We start from the raw sequence: 14,757 nt of genomic DNA on the forward strand, positions 1-14,757 counted from the left end.
ACGGCCGGGGCCCTTGCGAGGATGGATACCGTGACCCCGCCGATCGTGGACGCCGCGCACATCCGCGGCGTCGTGGACGACGGGTCGTATGAGCGCGGGGTCGCCTACTTCGCCGGCGGCGCGGTGCAGCAGGTGAGCTGGGATCCTGCTGCGGGCGTGCTCGAATCGGTCGTCTCCGGCAGCGGGACCGCGGTCTACCGTTGCCGCATCCGCCTCGACCCTCGGGAGCGCGAACGTCCGATCGTCGGAACGTCGTGCACATGCCCGATGCACACGGGCTGCAAGCACGCGGTCGCCACGATTCTCGCGGGCAACCGCCTCACCGACCGGGCGTCGGCCGCCATCCCCGCATGGCGGTCCGTGCTCGCACCCCCGGCGCCGGTCACCCCGCGACGGTGGACGTCCCTCGCTCTCGGAGTGGAGCTGCGGCAGCGGGTGCGCCGGGGCGCATCGACGTGGACGCCGGTACGCCTGGAGACGGCCACACCGCGCAGCCTGCACCAGCACGGACCCGATGTCCTCGTCGGCCTGCGCCCCCTCGAACACAGCGAACGGTCGGGGTCGTGGATCAAGGGGACGGTGTCGTGGGATGCGCTCCGCCGCTTCGGCTCGGCGTACGACCCCGCTCAGGCGCGCTGGTTCGCGGAGCTCCACAGCATCGGTCGCGATGTGCGCTCCTTCGGCGCGTTCTCCGACGTCTCCGAATGGCTCACCCTGGACGACATCGCCTCCGGCCTCCTGTGGCCGCACCTCGCCGGCGCGACGCAGCTGGGGATTGCCGTGGTTCCCACCAAGCGGTCGCAGACGGTGCACGTGGCAACCTCAGCGTCGGCGGCCATCCGGGCCGCGACCGTGGGCGGCGGGTGGGAGGTCTCCCCGCGTATCGCGCTCGACGGGGAAGACGCGGATGCCGACAGCATCCGCCCCATCGGCAGTACAGGCGTGTACCGGTTCGAGGTGCAGCGCGAGCGCATCGACGTGACGCTCGCCGCTCTCCCGCTGCCTGACCCGCTGCCCGCGCTGCTCGCGGCGCGCCGGCCCGTGACGATCCCTCCCGAGGAGGCCGACGAGTTCACCCGCGAGCATCTCCCTCGCATCGCCCGACGGGTGATCGTCGACGCCCCCGGGATCGCGATCCTCGCCCCGCCGCGCCCTACTCTCGTCGTGAGCGTCCGGTTCGCACCGTCGCACGTGCTGGAGTACCGCCTGGCGTGGCGCTACGGCTCCGGCGAGACCCTTCCGTTCGATGCCCGGGCCACCGGCGACCGGGACGCCGCGGCCGAGGACGAGATCCGCAGCCGGGTCGAGAAGCTGTGGGGCGACGTGTCTCCGGTGGCGTGGGCCGCGTCGGGCAGGCTCGAGAAGCTGGAAGCGGCGGAGTTCTCCTCGCGGCTGCTGCCGAGGATGGAAGCCGAGCCGGACGTCGTCGTCGAACTGTCGGGCGAGCGTCCCCGCTACCGTGAGCTCTCGGGGGATCCGCGCATCGAGGTGTCGGGCATCGAAACCACCGACCCGGACTGGTTCGACCTCGGCATCGTGGTCACCGTCGAGGGGCGGAGCATCCCGTTCGGTCCCTTGTTCACGGCGCTCTCCCGCGGCCGGAAGAAGATGCTCCTGAGCGACGGCGCCTATTTCTCGCTCGCACATCCGGCGCTGACGCGCCTGCGCGAGCTCATCGACGAGGCGGCGGAGCTCCAGGAGTGGGAGGCCGGTCCGCGGATCAGTCGCTCCCAGGTCGACCTCTGGGCCGATTTCGAGGACCTGGCCGACCAGGCGGAACCGGCGGTCTCGTGGCGTGCGACGGCCGAGGGGCTGCGCACCGCGGACGGCGTGCCACCGGCCTCCGTTCCCGCGGGTCTGCACGCCGACCTCCGGCCCTACCAACGGAAGGGTTACGACTGGCTGGCCTTCCTGTGGCAGCACCGGCTGGGCGGCATCCTCGCCGACGACATGGGTCTGGGCAAGACGCTGCAGATGCTGGCGCTCCTTGCGCACACCCGCGAAACGGGAGAACGCCGGCCGTTCCTCGTGGTGGCTCCCACGTCCGTCGTCTCCACCTGGCGCACGGAGGCGGCACGGTTCACCCCCGACCTGCGGGTCGCCATCGTGGATGCGACCGCCGGGAAGCGCGGTCGGACGGTCGCGGATGCGGCGGCGGACGCGGACGTCGTCGTCACCTCGTACACGCTCCTCCGTCTGGACGAAGCGGGCTTCACCGGAGTGCACTGGGCCGGGGTGATCCTCGACGAGGCGCAGTTCGTCAAGAACAGCCAGACGCGGGCGTATCGGGCCGTTCGCGCGCTGACCGCCGATGTCGTGTTCGCGATCACCGGCACGCCCCTGGAGAACAGCCTCACCGAGTTGTGGGCACTGCTCTCCCTCACCGCACCGGGGCTGTTCCCCTCGGCGCGAGCCTTCCGCGAGCAGTATGTCGGCCCCATCGAGAAGGGCAAAGTGCCCGAGGACGAGGGCGCGGCCTACCGCGCCGGCAGGCTCGCGCGGCTGCGGCGCCGCATCCGCCCGCTGGTGCTGCGGCGGACGAAGGACGTCGTTGCGGCCGACCTGCCGGCCAAGCAGGAGCAGGAGGTGCGGATCGAACTCAGCGCAGCGCACCGGGCGCTGTACGACACGGTGCTCCAGCGAGAGCGGCAGAAGGTGCTGGGGCTGCTCGACGACCTCGACCGCAACCGCTTCATCGTGTTCCGCTCGCTGACGCTCCTCCGGATGCTGAGCCTGGCGCCCGAGCTCATCGATCCCGCGCACGCGCACATCGAGCCGAGCAAGCTGACCGCGCTGTTCGAGCAGCTGGACGAGGCCCTCGCCGAGGGCCACCGCGCTCTCGTGTTCAGCCAATTCACGTCCTTCCTCGCGCTGGTGGCCACCCGGCTGGAACAGCGCGGCATCCCGTACGCCTCCCTCGACGGGTCGACACGCGACCGCGACGCGGCCGTCGCGGCCTTCCGCGGTGGAGAGGCGTCGGTGTTCCTCATCAGCCTCAAGGCCGGCGGCTTCGGACTGACGCTCACCGAAGCCGACTACGTCTTCCTGCTCGACCCGTGGTGGAACCCCGCCGCCGAGGCGCAGGCGGTCGACCGCGCGCACCGCATCGGGCAGACGCGCAACGTCCTGGTGTACCGGCTCATCGCGAACGGCACGATCGAGGAGAAGGTGATGGCGCTGCAGCGCCGAAAAGCCCGCCTGTTCCGCTCCGTCCTCGACGACGACGCGCTGTTCGGCGGACCACTCACCCCCGACGACATCCGCGGCCTGTTCGAAGACTGACCCGCCCGAGGACCGGCATGCCCCGCCCGTCCACCGGGCGTCCAGGTGACCCTCGCGTAGAATCGGAGCCGTCCTACGAGGAGGAAAAATGCGCATCACGGGCCTCGGCCACGCGGGCATGTTCATCGAGACCGCCGGCGGCAGCATCCTGTGCGACCCGGTCCTCGGACCGAGCTTCTTCGGATCGTGGTTCCCGTTCCCCGACAACCGCGGACTGGACTGGGAACGCTTCGGCAAGGCCGACTTCCTCTACATCTCGCACCGTCACCGCGACCACTTCGACCCGGCACTCCTCGAGAAGTACGTTCCGAAGGACATCCGGGTGCTGCTTCCCGACTATCCGACCGACGACCTCGAGCGCGATCTCCGGGGCCTCGGCTACGACAACATCATCTACACGCACACGGGCGAGGTGCTGGAGTACGGCGACGTGAAGCTGATGGTCACGCCGCTGCGCGCGCCCAGCGACGGACCCATCGGCGACTCGTCGCTCAGCGTGGACGACGGCACGGCCAGCATCCTGAATCAGAACGACTCGCACCCCCTCGATCTGGAGAAGCTGCTGAGCTTCAGCAAACCCGACGCGTACTTCACCCAGGTGTCCGGTGCGATCTGGTGGCCGATGGTCTACGACCTGCCGCTGGAGGCGAAGCAGAACTTCGCCCAGCTCAAGCGAGACGCGCAGAACAAGCGCGCCATGTACTACATCGAGAAGGTCGACGCCGAGCACGTCTTCCCGATGGCGGGGCCCCCGATGTTCCTGCGCGAAGAGCTCTTCCGCTACAACGGCCTCGGGGAGCAGAACGACTCGATCTTCACCGATCAGAGCCAGTTCCTCGAGCACATGTCGCGGCAGCGCCCCGGGCAGAAGGGGTACTTGTTCCTGCCGGGCACGCAGGTGGATGTCCGCGGCAACGCCGTCGAGGTGACGCAGACGCTCTTCAGCGACGCCGAGATCGACCGCATCTTCGGCGCCAAGTGGGACTACCTCGCCGAGCAGCGCGACACCCGTCAGGACGAGGTCCGCGCTGAGGAGGCCTCGCGCGCCGAGGTGCTGCCGCCGGCGGAGATGCTCGCGGCACTGAAGGAATGGTGGGAGCCCCTCCTGCGCCGAGCCCGCACCATCCGCAACGGCGTGGGCGGCGCCGTCCGTTTCCGCATCGGCGAGCTGGACATGGTCGTGGACTTCCCGAAGGCCAAGGTGCGCGAGTACGCGGGGGAGGAGTGCATCTACTGGTACACGATCCCCGCCGACCTCGTGTCCACGAACATCCGCGACCACGAGGTCGACTGGTCGAACTCGATCTTCCTGTCCATGCAGTTCGAGGTCGGCCGCAGCGGCAAGTTCAACGAGTTCCTCACGACGTTCCTGAAGTGCCTGTCGCGCGACCGGATCGAGTATGTCGAGAACTGGTACGCCGAGCAGTCCGACCAGACCGAGGACATCCAGCTCGACGAGTGGGTCGTGCAGCGCCGCTGCCCGCACCTGCGTGCCGACCTGTCCAAGACCGGCAAGATCGAGGACGGCGTGCTCACGTGCAGCCTCCACGACTGGAAGTGGGACCTCACGTCCGGCAAATGTCTGACGACCCAGGGGCACCCCATCCGCTCCTCCCTGGCGCCCGAGGTCGCCGCGGCCCCCGCCGCCTGACCGCTCGCGCGGCACACCGGCGACCGCGAGACTGCATGTCCGCCACGAGACAGCAGCCGTCGTCGGCGGTCTCGTGGCGCAGGAGCGGTTTCGCGGCCCGGGCCTCCGGTAGGCTGAGAGGACCAAGCAACCTTTAACACCGTCCCGTGAGGCGGAGAAGGGAGCGGCGGATGAGCACGCGCACCGTGCTGCACGAGGCCGACATCGCCCGAGCATTGACTCGGATCTCCCACGAGATCCTGGAGTCCAACAAGGGGCCGGATGGCCTCGTCCTCCTGGGGATCCCCACCCGCGGCGTTCCGCTGGCCGAACGCATCGCCTCGCTCATCAGCGACTTCACCCGCGCGCAGGTGCCCGTCGGTGCGCTCGACGTCACGATGTACCGCGACGACCTGCACCGCAACCCCACGCGTGCGCCGCACCCGACGCAGATCCCGCCCGGCGGGATCGACGGCAAGACGGTGGTCCTCGTCGATGACGTGCTGTTCTCCGGTCGCAGCATCCGCGCCGCGCTCGACGCGCTGCAGGACATCGGCCGGCCCGCCGCCGTACGCCTGGCCGCCCTCGTCGACCGCGGCCACCGGGAGCTGCCGATCCGCCCCGACTTCGTCGGAAAGAACCTGCCGAGTTCCCGCGAGGAGCACGTGTTCGTGCGGCTCGCCGAGACCGACGGCCAAGAGTTCGTCATCATCGAAGGGAACTGAGCGGATGCAGCATCTGCTCGACACGCAGACCCTCGCGTACGACGACGCCCTCCGGATCCTCGACGTCGCCGAAGACATGTCCGACACGCAGCAGCGCGAGGTGCGGAAGCTCCCCACCCTGCGTGGCCGAACGGTCGTGAACCTCTTCTTCGAGGACTCCACACGCACCCGCATCTCGTTCGAGGCCGCCGCGAAGCGTCTCTCGGCCGACGTGATCAACTTCTCCGCGAAGGGCTCGAGCGTCTCGAAGGGGGAGTCTCTCCAGGACACCGCCCAGACCCTGCAGGCCATGGGGGCGGATGCGGTGGTCATCCGCCACGGCGCCTCCGGTGCTCCGCGCACCCTGGCCACCAGCGGGTGGATCAGCGCCGGCGTGATCAACGCGGGCGACGGCACCCACGAGCACCCCACCCAGGCCCTCCTGGACGCGTTCACGATCCGCAAGCGCACCCACCGCGACTCCAGCCGCGGTCGCGACCTCTCGGGCCTGCGCGTCACCATCGTCGGCGACGTCCTGCACTCGCGCGTCGCCCGTTCGAACGTCTGGCTCCTGCACACGCTCGGAGCGGAGGTGACGCTGGTCGCGCCCCCCACCCTCGTCCCGCAGGACATGTCGCGCTGGCCCGTGCGGGTGCTGTTCGATCTCGATGAGGCGATCGCCGAGGATCCCGACGCGCTCATGATGCTCCGCATCCAGCTGGAACGCATGAACGCCGCGTATTTCCCGACTGAGCGGGAGTATTCCCGGCGCTGGGGCCTGGACGCGCGGCGGCTGGCGTCGCTGCCGACCGATAGCATTGTGATGCACCCCGGACCGATGAACCGGGGTCTGGAGATCTCCGCCGAAGCCGCCGATTCCGATCGCTCGACGGTGCTCGAGCAGGTCGCGAACGGCGTGTCCGTGCGGATGGCCGTGCTGTACCTGCTGCTGGCGGGCGAGCGCCCCGCGACCGAGAAAGAGGACCACCGATGAGCGCCTTGCACGCCGCCCCGGGTGGCTCCGCCGAAACGTTCGTCCTCCGCGGGGCCCGCGTCGAAGGCGGCGGCGCGACCGACCTCGTTCTCGCCGACGGGATGCTGGTGGAAGCCGGGGTGGGGGCGACCCGGGCCGGTGCCACCGTGATCGACGCCGACGGACTGATCGCCCTTCCCGGGCTGGTCGACCTGCACACCCACCTGCGCGAGCCGGGCTACGAAGCATCCGAGACGATCCTCTCCGGATCGCGCGCGGCCGCGGCCGGCGGGTTCACGACCGTCTTCGCCATGCCCAACACCTCGCCGGTGGCCGATACCGCCGGCGTCGTCGAACAGGAACTCGCGCTGGGTGAAGCCGCCGGGTTCGTCTCCGTGCAGCCCATCGGCGCGGTCACCGTCGGCCAGAAGGGCGAGCGGCTGGCCGAACTGGGAGCGATGGCCGACTCGCGCGCCCGGGTCCGCGTGTTCAGCGACGACGGCTTCTGCGTGTGGGACCCGCTCATCATGCGCCGCGCGCTGGAATACGTGAAGGCGTTCGACGGGGTCGTCGCTCAGCACGCGCAGGATCCGCGCCTGACCGAGGGCGCGCAGATGAACGAGGGGGCCGTCTCCGCCGAGCTGGGGCTGGCCGGATGGCCGGCCGTGGCCGAGGAGTCGATCATCGCGCGCGATGTGCTCCTCGCCGAACACGTCGGCTCGCGGCTGCACGTCTGCCACCTCTCCACGGCCGGATCGGTGGACATCATCCGCTGGGCCAAGAAGCGCGGGGTGGACGTGACCGCCGAGGTGACGCCCCACCACCTGCTCCTCACCGAGGAGCTGGCCCGCGGCTACGACGCCCGCTTCAAGGTGAATCCACCCCTCCGCCGCGAAGAGGATGTCCTCGCGGTGCGCGAGGGGCTCGCCGACGGCACGATCGACATCGTCGCCACCGACCACGCCCCGCACCCCGCCGAAGCGAAGGCCTGTGAATGGCCGGCAGCGGCGAACGGCATGGTGGGGCTGGAAAGCGCGCTGCGGGTCGTGCAGCTCGCCATGGTCGACACCGGCCTGCTCACGTGGGCCGACGTCGCACGGGTGATGTCGCGCGTCCCGGCCCGTATCGGACGCCGCACCGACGCCGGCACGCCCCTGACGGCGGGCCAGCCCGCCTCGCTCACGCTGTACGACCCGCGCCCCACCCGTGCCTTCGGCCGGGACGACCTGCACGGGCGCAGCAGGAACTCTCCGTACCTCGGCCGTGAGCTTCCTGGCGAGGTGCGGTGGACGTTCTACGCCGGCACGCCCACGGTCGCCGATGGCCGCGTGCTGGATGCACCGGGGGCGCGCGCATGAGCCGGGAAGGCGCACTCGCCGTCATGATCGGCGTCGCCGTGGTCGCCCTGGCGGTCCTGGCGTGGGCGTGGATGCGACGCTCCCGCCGCGACGCCGGATTCGACGCTCCCATCGGCGAGGCGCCCGCCGGCGCATCCGTCCTCGCGACCTTCCCCGGGCTGTACGTCGCCACCACGCGCGCGGGCGAGCCGCTCGAGCGCCTCGCGATCCGCGGGCTCGCCTTCCGTTCCCGCGCCGACATCACCGTGACCGACGCCGGAGTGGTTCTCGACCTCCCCGGCCAGCCGCGGATGTTCCTCCCCACGGACCGCATCGTCGACGCCGCCCAGGCCACCGTCGCGATCGACCGCGTCGTCGAGCGAGACGGCCTCACGCGCCTCTCCTGGCGCATCGACGACGACACCATCGTCGACACCTACCTCCGCCCCCAGGATGCGTCTGCCCGAGCCGTGGCCGACGCCATCCGCCGCCTTCTGCCGACAGGAAACGCATGATCTCCCGTGTTTCGACCGACCCCGCCGTCCTGGTACTCGAGGACGGCACCCGCTACCCCGGCCGCGCCTACGGCGCCCGCGGCACGACGCTCGGCGAGGTCGTCTTCGCCACCGGGATGACCGGCTACCAGGAGACGCTCACCGACCCCTCCTACGCCGGCCAGATCGTGCTGCAGACCGCCCCCCACATCGGCAACACCGGCATGAACACCGAAGACACCGAGTCCCGCCGCATCTGGGTCTCGGGGTATGTCGTGCGCGACCCTTCCCGCGTCGTGTCCAACTGGCGCGCGGAGGAGTCGCTCGACGACGCGCTCGTCGCCGACGGCGTGGTGGGCATCAGCGGCATCGACACGAGGGCGGTCACCCGCCGCATCCGTTCGACCGGAAGCATGCGCGGCGGCATCTTCTCCGGCGACGCCGCCGCCATCGAGCCGGGGGAGCAGCTGCGCATCGTGCAGGAGACGCCCGAGATGTCGGGGCGGAACCTGTCCGCCGAGGTGTCGGTGGCCGTCGCGGAAGTGACCCCCGCCACGGGCGAGCGCATCGGCAATCTCGCCGTCCTCGACCTCGGAGTGAAGCAGGCCACCATCCACAACCTCGCCGCCCGCGGCTTCGACGTGCACGTGCTTCCGCAGGACGTCACGATCGATGAGCTCCGCGCGATCGAGCCGGTCGCGGTGTTCTACTCCAACGGACCGGGCGACCCGGCCGCCTCCGACGAGCACGTCGAGCTGCTCCGCGCGGTGCTGGATGACCGGCTGCCGTTCTTCGGCATCTGCTTCGGCAATCAGCTGCTCGGCCGCGCTCTCGGCTTCGGCACGTACAAGCTCCCCTTCGGACACCGCGGGATCAATCAGCCGGTCCTGGACAAGACCACCGGACGGGTGGAGATCACCGCCCACAACCACGGCTTCGCCGTGGACGCGCCGCTGGAGGGCCCGACCGACAGCCCGCACGGTTACGGCCGCGTCGAGGTCAGCCACGTGGGCCTCAACGACCAGGTCGTCGAGGGGCTGCGTGCCCTCGACATCCCGGCGTTCTCGGTGCAGTACCACCCGGAGGCGGCGGCCGGACCCCACGACGCCAATTACCTCTTCGACCGATTTGCAGAGCTGGTCCGTGAGGACCAGTCCACCCGGTCGCTGAGCGAGGAGCGCAGCGACGAGACGAAGCGCCGTGACACTACGAAGGATTCCCACTGATGCCCAAGCGCGACGACATCCATTCCGTCCTGGTCATCGGCTCCGGCCCGATCGTCATCGGTCAGGCCGCGGAGTTCGACTACTCGGGGACGCAGGCCTGCCGTGTGCTGCGCGAGGAGGGCGTGCGCGTCATCCTCGTCAACCCGAATCCCGCGACGATCATGACCGACCCCGACTTCGCCGATGCCACCTACATCGAGCCGATCACGTGGGAGGTCATCGAGACGATCATCGCCAAGGAACGCCCCGACGCGATCCTCCCCACCCTCGGCGGCCAGACCGCGCTGAACGCCGCGATCGAACTCCACAACCACGGGATCCTCGAGAAGTACGACATCGAGCTGATCGGGGCCAACTTCGAGGCGATCAACAAGGGCGAGGATCGCCAGATCTTCAAGCAGCTCGTGATCGACGCGGGCGCCGAGGTCGCCGCATCCCGGATCGCGCACACCATGGACGAGGTTCTCGCCGCCGCGGACGAACTCGGCTACCCGCTGGTGGTGCGCCCGTCGTTCACGATGGGCGGCCTCGGATCCGGCTTCGCCTACGACGAGAAAGACCTCCGTCGCATCGCCGGGGCCGGCCTCCACGACTCCCCGACCTCCGAGGTGCTCCTGGAGGAGTCCATCCTCGGGTGGAAGGAGTACGAGCTCGAGCTCATGCGCGACACGGCCGACAACACCGTGGTGGTGTGCTCGATCGAGAACGTCGATCCCGTCGGCGTCCACACCGGCGACTCCATCACCGTCGCGCCGGCCCTCACCCTCACCGACCGCGAGTACCAGAAGCTCCGCGACATCGGCATCGACATCATCCGCGCCGTGGGGGTGGACACCGGCGGGTGCAACATCCAGTTCGCCGTCGACCCGGCCACCGGCCGCATCATCGTCATCGAGATGAACCCGCGCGTGTCCCGCTCGTCGGCTCTCGCGTCCAAGGCCACCGGCTTCCCGATCGCCAAGATCGCCGCGAAGCTGGCCATCGGCTACCGGCTGGACGAGATCCCCAACGACATCACCAAGGTCACCCCGGCCAGCTTCGAACCGACCCTGGACTACGTCGTCGTCAAGGTGCCGCGCTTCAACTTCGAGAAGTTCCCCGCGGCCGATCCGACGCTGACGACCACCATGAAGTCGGTCGGCGAGGCCATGGCGATCGGACGCAACTACACCACCGCGCTGCAGAAGGCGCTCCGGTCGCTCGAGAAGCGCGGGTCGAGCTTCCACTGGGGCACGGAGGACCGGCCGGTCGAGGAGCTTCTGGAGGTCGCGAAGACGCCGACGGATGGACGCATCGTCGTCGTGCAGCAGGCGCTCCGAAAGGGCGCGACCGTCGCGCAGGCGTTCGAGGCGACCGCCATCGACCCCTGGTTCCTCGACCAGATCGTCCTGATCAACGAGGTCGCCGAGACCGTCCACACGGCGGACGAACTGGATGCCGACACCCTGCGCCTGGCGAAGGAACACGGCTTCAGCGACGCTCAGATCGCTCAACTGCGCGGCGACACCGAGACCGAGGTCCGCGGGGTCCGCACGGCGTTGGGCGTTCGCCCGGTCTACAAGACCGTCGACACGTGCGCGGGCGAATTCCCCGCCCTCACCCCGTACCACTACTCCAGTTACGACTGGGAGACGGAGGTCGAGCCCTCCGACCGCACGAAGGTGGTCATCATCGGGTCGGGCCCCAACCGCATCGGGCAGGGCGTCGAGTTCGACTACTCGTGCGTCCACGCCTCGTTCGCCCTGTCGGACGCCGGGTTCGAGACGATCATGGTCAACTGCAACCCGGAGACCGTCTCCACCGACTACGACACCTCCGACCGCCTGTACTTCGAGCCGCTGACGCTCGAAGACGTGCTCGAGGTCCTGCACGCCGAATCCGCGTCGGGGGAGATCCTCGGGGTCATCTGCCAGCTCGGCGGACAGACGCCCCTGGGCCTGGCGAAGGGGATCGAGGCCGCCGGCTACCGCATCCTCGGGACGAGCCCCGCCGCGATCGACCTCGCAGAAGAGCGGGAGCTGTTCTCCCGGCTGCTGGATGAGGCAGGCCTCGTCGCCCCGCGCAGCGGCACCGCGATCGACGTCGACGGTGCCGTCACGGTCGCCGAAGAGGTCGGATACCCCGTGCTCGTGCGTCCGAGCTTCGTGCTGGGCGGACGCGGGATGGAGATCGTCTACGACACTCCCAGCCTGCGCGACTACTTCGTCCGCGTCGCCGACCAGGCCATCATCGGCCCCGGCATGCCGCTCCTGGTCGACCGCTTCCTCGACGACGCCATCGAGCTGGACGTCGACGCGCTCTACGACGGTGCCGAGCTGTATGTGGGCGGCGTGATGGAGCACCTGGAGGAGGCCGGGATCCACTCCGGCGATTCCAGCTGCACCCTGCCGCCGATGAGCCTCGGCCGAGCCGACGTGGATCGGGTGCGTGACGCGACCCTCGCGATCGCCGAGGGCGTGGGCGTGCGCGGACTGCTGAACGTGCAGTTCGCGATCAGCGCCGGTGTCCTCTACGTCATCGAGGCCAACCCGCGCGCGAGCCGGACCGTGCCCTTCGTGTCCAAGGCCCTCGGCATCCCGCTCGCCAAGGCCGCCGCCAGGATCATGGCCGGCTCGACGATCGCCGAGCTGAAGGGCGAGGGGCTGCTCCCGCCGCAAGACGGGTCACGTGTTCCGCTGGATGCCCCGGTGGCCGTCAAGGAAGCCGTGCTGCCGTTCAAGCGCTTCCGGACGAGGGACGGGCAGACCGTCGATTCCATCCTCGGCCCCGAGATGCGCTCGACCGGCGAGGTCATGGGCATCGACCGCGATTTCCCCACGGCATTCGCGAAGAGCCAGGAAGCCGCATACGGCGGCATGCCGCTGACCGGCACGGTGTTCATCTCCGTCGCGGACGCCGACAAGCGCGCCGTCATCCTGCCCGCCCACCGCCTGCAGGAGCTCGGGTTCACGCTCGTGGCCACCGAGGGCACCGCGGAGGTGCTGTCCCGCAACGGTATCGAGGTGCGCGTGGTCAACAAGTACTCCGCGACGCAGGCTTCGGGGGAGACCAACATCGTCGACCTCATCAACGCCGGTGAGATCGACATCGTCGTGAACACCCCGAGCGGTGGCCTCGCTCGGGCGGACGGGTACGAGATCCGCGCGGCGGCGGTCGCGGGCGATAAGGCGTTGTTCACCACGATGGCGGTGCTCGGCGCCGCAGTCAGCGCGCTCGGGGTCGTCAGCGAAGGGTTCCGCGTGCGGAGCCTCCAGGAGTACGCGGCCGACCGGGCGGCGCGCGCATGAGCACGAGCTTCGGTGAGCGCCTGCGGGCGGCGCGCAACGCCTACGGCCCCCTGTGCGTCGGAATCGATCCGCACGAGCACCTCCTCGCGCAGTGGGGGCTGGATGCCACGGCATCCGCCGTCCGCGATTTCGGCCTCCGCGTGGTGGAGGCCTCGGCAGGACGCGTCGGCATCGTGAAACCGCAGGTGGCGTTCTTCGAGCGGTTCGGTGCCGCCGGGTTCGCAGCGCTGGAAGATGTGCTCCGGGCAGCCCGCGGGGCCGGCCTCGTCGTCATCGCCGACGCGAAGCGCGGCGACATCGGCTCCACCATGGACGGCTACGCCGCCGCGTGGCTGGAGGCCGGAGCACCCTTGGAGGCGGACGCCCTCACCGTGAGCCCGTACGTGGGCGTGGAAGCGCTCAGCGGGACCCTCCGCCAGGCCGTTGCAGGAGGCAAGGGCGTGTTCGTGCTGGCGGCGACGAGCAATCCCGAGGCGCGCGAACTGCAACGAGCGGACGTGGACGAAGACACCGTGTCGGCCCTCGTCGTCGAGCAGGTCACGGCGTTCAACGCCGCATCCACTCCCGACCAGCAGTGGGGGAGCATCGGCGTGGTCATCGGCGCAACCGTCGATCTGCTCGCCGCCGGGCTCGGTCACGGCGCGGAGGATCCCGTCGCCCCGATCCTCGCACCGGGTTTCGGCGCTCAGGGCGCCCAGCCGCGGGACCTCTCGTCGCGGTTCGGACCGCGTGCCGGCGCGGTGATCGCGAGCGAGAGCCGCAGCATCCTCTCGGCGGGGCCGGACGGTCTCGCCGCACGCATCGACGAACGCTCGACGCTGTACCAGGAGGCGCTCGATGACTGACGTCCGCCGTCCCCCGGAGGTCGATCGCGCCGCGGCATCGCGGCGCGCCGTCGCGGCGCGGCGCGAACGCGCCGCCCTGAAGCGCGACGTCACGAGCCGTGTGATCACGCCGCAGGAACTGCTCCGGCGCGCCCTGGCCGAGCCCGACTCCGCCGCCGGGGCGATGCGCGTTCCGGAGTTCCTCACGGCGATCCCCGCGATCGGCGAGGGCAAACGCGACCGCATCCTCGCCGATCTGGCGATCTCGCCCGTCAAACGCCTCGGCGGCCTCGGGGCGCGCCAGCGTCGCGCACTCCTCGACTACCTCGACCGGCGGTGGCCCGAGCCGCAACCGCGGCCGGGGCGGAGCCGCCTCGTCGTGCTCGCCGGTCCCACGGCCGTGGGCAAGGGGACCGTCGCCTCGCACATCAAGGAGCACCACCCCGAGATCCACCTGTCGGTGTCGGCCACGACGCGTCCGCCGCGGCCCGGGGAGGTCGACGGGGAGCATTACTTCTTCGTCGACGACGCCGAGTTCGACCGGCTCGTGGAGTCGGGGGCGCTGCTGGAGCACGCCACCGTGCACAATCGGTATCGCTACGGGACGCCCCGCGCGCCGATCGAGAAAGTTCTCGCCGACGGGGGGACGGCCCTCCTCGAGATCGACCTCCAGGGAGCACGCCAGGTGCGCGCGGCCGATCCGTCGGCTGCCCTCGTGTTCCTCCTGCCGCCCAGCTGGGATGAGCTCGTGAACCGCCTGGTCGGTCGCGGCACGGAGGACGCCGAGGAACGCTCGCGACGCCTGCGCACCGCGCGTGCCGAGCTGGCGGCGCAGAACGAGTTCGACTTCCGTGTCGTCAACGACGACGTCGCCGCCGCAGCCGAACAGGTCGTCGCCGTCGCACGGTGACGACCCCACGCTCGTACCATACAGGCCGTCGCCGCCGGCCGAGCATGGCCCGGTAGACTAGGGGGATGCTTCGGCGCTCATCGGGCGCCG

At 70.2% G+C, this 14,757-nt stretch carries 10 protein-coding genes; all 10 read left to right on the forward strand.

Annotated features, from left to right (window positions below):
* Positions 1-30 precede the first annotated feature (30 nt).
* The 10 genes from AC4FS1_RS04305 (at position 31) to gmk (ending at position 14,667) form a co-directional block, all read left to right on the forward strand.
* Positions 31-3,282, forward strand: coding sequence for a DEAD/DEAH box helicase (locus AC4FS1_RS04305; RefSeq protein ID WP_491152962.1), 3,252 nt, complete (start codon positions 31-33; stop codon positions 3,280-3,282).
* A gap of 88 nt (positions 3,283-3,370) precedes the next feature.
* On the forward strand, positions 3,371-4,933 hold the full coding sequence (locus AC4FS1_RS04310; protein ID WP_491152964.1) for a Rieske 2Fe-2S domain-containing protein: 1,563 nt from the start codon (positions 3,371-3,373) through the stop codon (positions 4,931-4,933).
* 170 nt (positions 4,934-5,103) lie between these two features.
* Positions 5,104-5,637: a bifunctional pyr operon transcriptional regulator/uracil phosphoribosyltransferase PyrR gene (gene pyrR / locus AC4FS1_RS04315; protein ID WP_491152966.1), complete on the forward strand. Its 534-nt coding sequence runs from the start codon at positions 5,104-5,106 to the stop codon at positions 5,635-5,637.
* A gap of 4 nt (positions 5,638-5,641) precedes the next feature.
* The gene (locus AC4FS1_RS04320; protein WP_491152969.1) at positions 5,642-6,610 is read left to right on the forward strand and encodes an aspartate carbamoyltransferase catalytic subunit; all 969 of its coding nucleotides are present in this window, start codon (positions 5,642-5,644) and stop codon (positions 6,608-6,610) included.
* A complete protein-coding gene (locus AC4FS1_RS04325) occupies positions 6,607-7,947 on the forward strand; it encodes a dihydroorotase (RefSeq protein ID WP_491152970.1) in 1,341 nt (446 codons plus the stop codon). Before AC4FS1_RS04320 ends, AC4FS1_RS04325 begins: the two co-directional genes overlap by 4 nt.
* Entirely contained in the window at positions 7,944-8,441 is a 498-nt protein-coding gene (locus AC4FS1_RS04330; protein ID WP_491152973.1) for a PH-like domain-containing protein, read from the forward strand. The genes AC4FS1_RS04325 and AC4FS1_RS04330 overlap by 4 nt, the downstream gene beginning before the upstream one ends.
* On the forward strand, positions 8,438-9,646 hold the full coding sequence (gene carA / locus AC4FS1_RS04335; protein WP_491152976.1) for a glutamine-hydrolyzing carbamoyl-phosphate synthase small subunit: 1,209 nt from the start codon (positions 8,438-8,440) through the stop codon (positions 9,644-9,646). The genes AC4FS1_RS04330 and carA overlap by 4 nt, the downstream gene beginning before the upstream one ends.
* The gene (gene carB / locus AC4FS1_RS04340; protein WP_491152979.1) at positions 9,646-12,933 is read left to right on the forward strand and encodes a carbamoyl-phosphate synthase large subunit; all 3,288 of its coding nucleotides are present in this window, start codon (positions 9,646-9,648) and stop codon (positions 12,931-12,933) included. Before carA ends, carB begins: the two co-directional genes overlap by 1 nt.
* Positions 12,930-13,778, forward strand: coding sequence for an orotidine-5'-phosphate decarboxylase (pyrF, locus tag AC4FS1_RS04345; protein WP_491152981.1), 849 nt, complete (start codon positions 12,930-12,932; stop codon positions 13,776-13,778). The genes carB and pyrF overlap by 4 nt, the downstream gene beginning before the upstream one ends.
* Positions 13,771-14,667 (forward strand): guanylate kinase, encoded by an 897-nt coding sequence (gene gmk / locus AC4FS1_RS04350; protein ID WP_491152983.1) that lies wholly within the window; start codon positions 13,771-13,773, stop codon positions 14,665-14,667. Before pyrF ends, gmk begins: the two co-directional genes overlap by 8 nt.
* Positions 14,668-14,757: the final 90 nt, after the last annotated feature.

This window comes from Microbacterium sp. Z12_35 (assembly GCF_058310475.1).

Coding starts and splice junctions, on each gene's coding strand:
- AC4FS1_RS04310 (WP_491152964.1), top strand. CDS start 3,371: ATGCGCATCACGGGCCTCGGCCACGCGGGCATGTTCATCGAGACCGCC.
- pyrR (WP_491152966.1), top strand. CDS start 5,104: ATGAGCACGCGCACCGTGCTGCACGAGGCCGACATCGCCCGAGCATTG.
- AC4FS1_RS04320 (WP_491152969.1), top strand. CDS start 5,642: ATGCAGCATCTGCTCGACACGCAGACCCTCGCGTACGACGACGCCCTC.
- AC4FS1_RS04325 (WP_491152970.1), top strand. CDS start 6,607: ATGAGCGCCTTGCACGCCGCCCCGGGTGGCTCCGCCGAAACGTTCGTC.
- AC4FS1_RS04330 (WP_491152973.1), top strand. CDS start 7,944: ATGAGCCGGGAAGGCGCACTCGCCGTCATGATCGGCGTCGCCGTGGTC.
- carA (WP_491152976.1), top strand. CDS start 8,438: ATGATCTCCCGTGTTTCGACCGACCCCGCCGTCCTGGTACTCGAGGAC.
- carB (WP_491152979.1), top strand. CDS start 9,646: ATGCCCAAGCGCGACGACATCCATTCCGTCCTGGTCATCGGCTCCGGC.
- pyrF (WP_491152981.1), top strand. CDS start 12,930: ATGAGCACGAGCTTCGGTGAGCGCCTGCGGGCGGCGCGCAACGCCTAC.
- gmk (WP_491152983.1), top strand. CDS start 13,771: ATGACTGACGTCCGCCGTCCCCCGGAGGTCGATCGCGCCGCGGCATCG.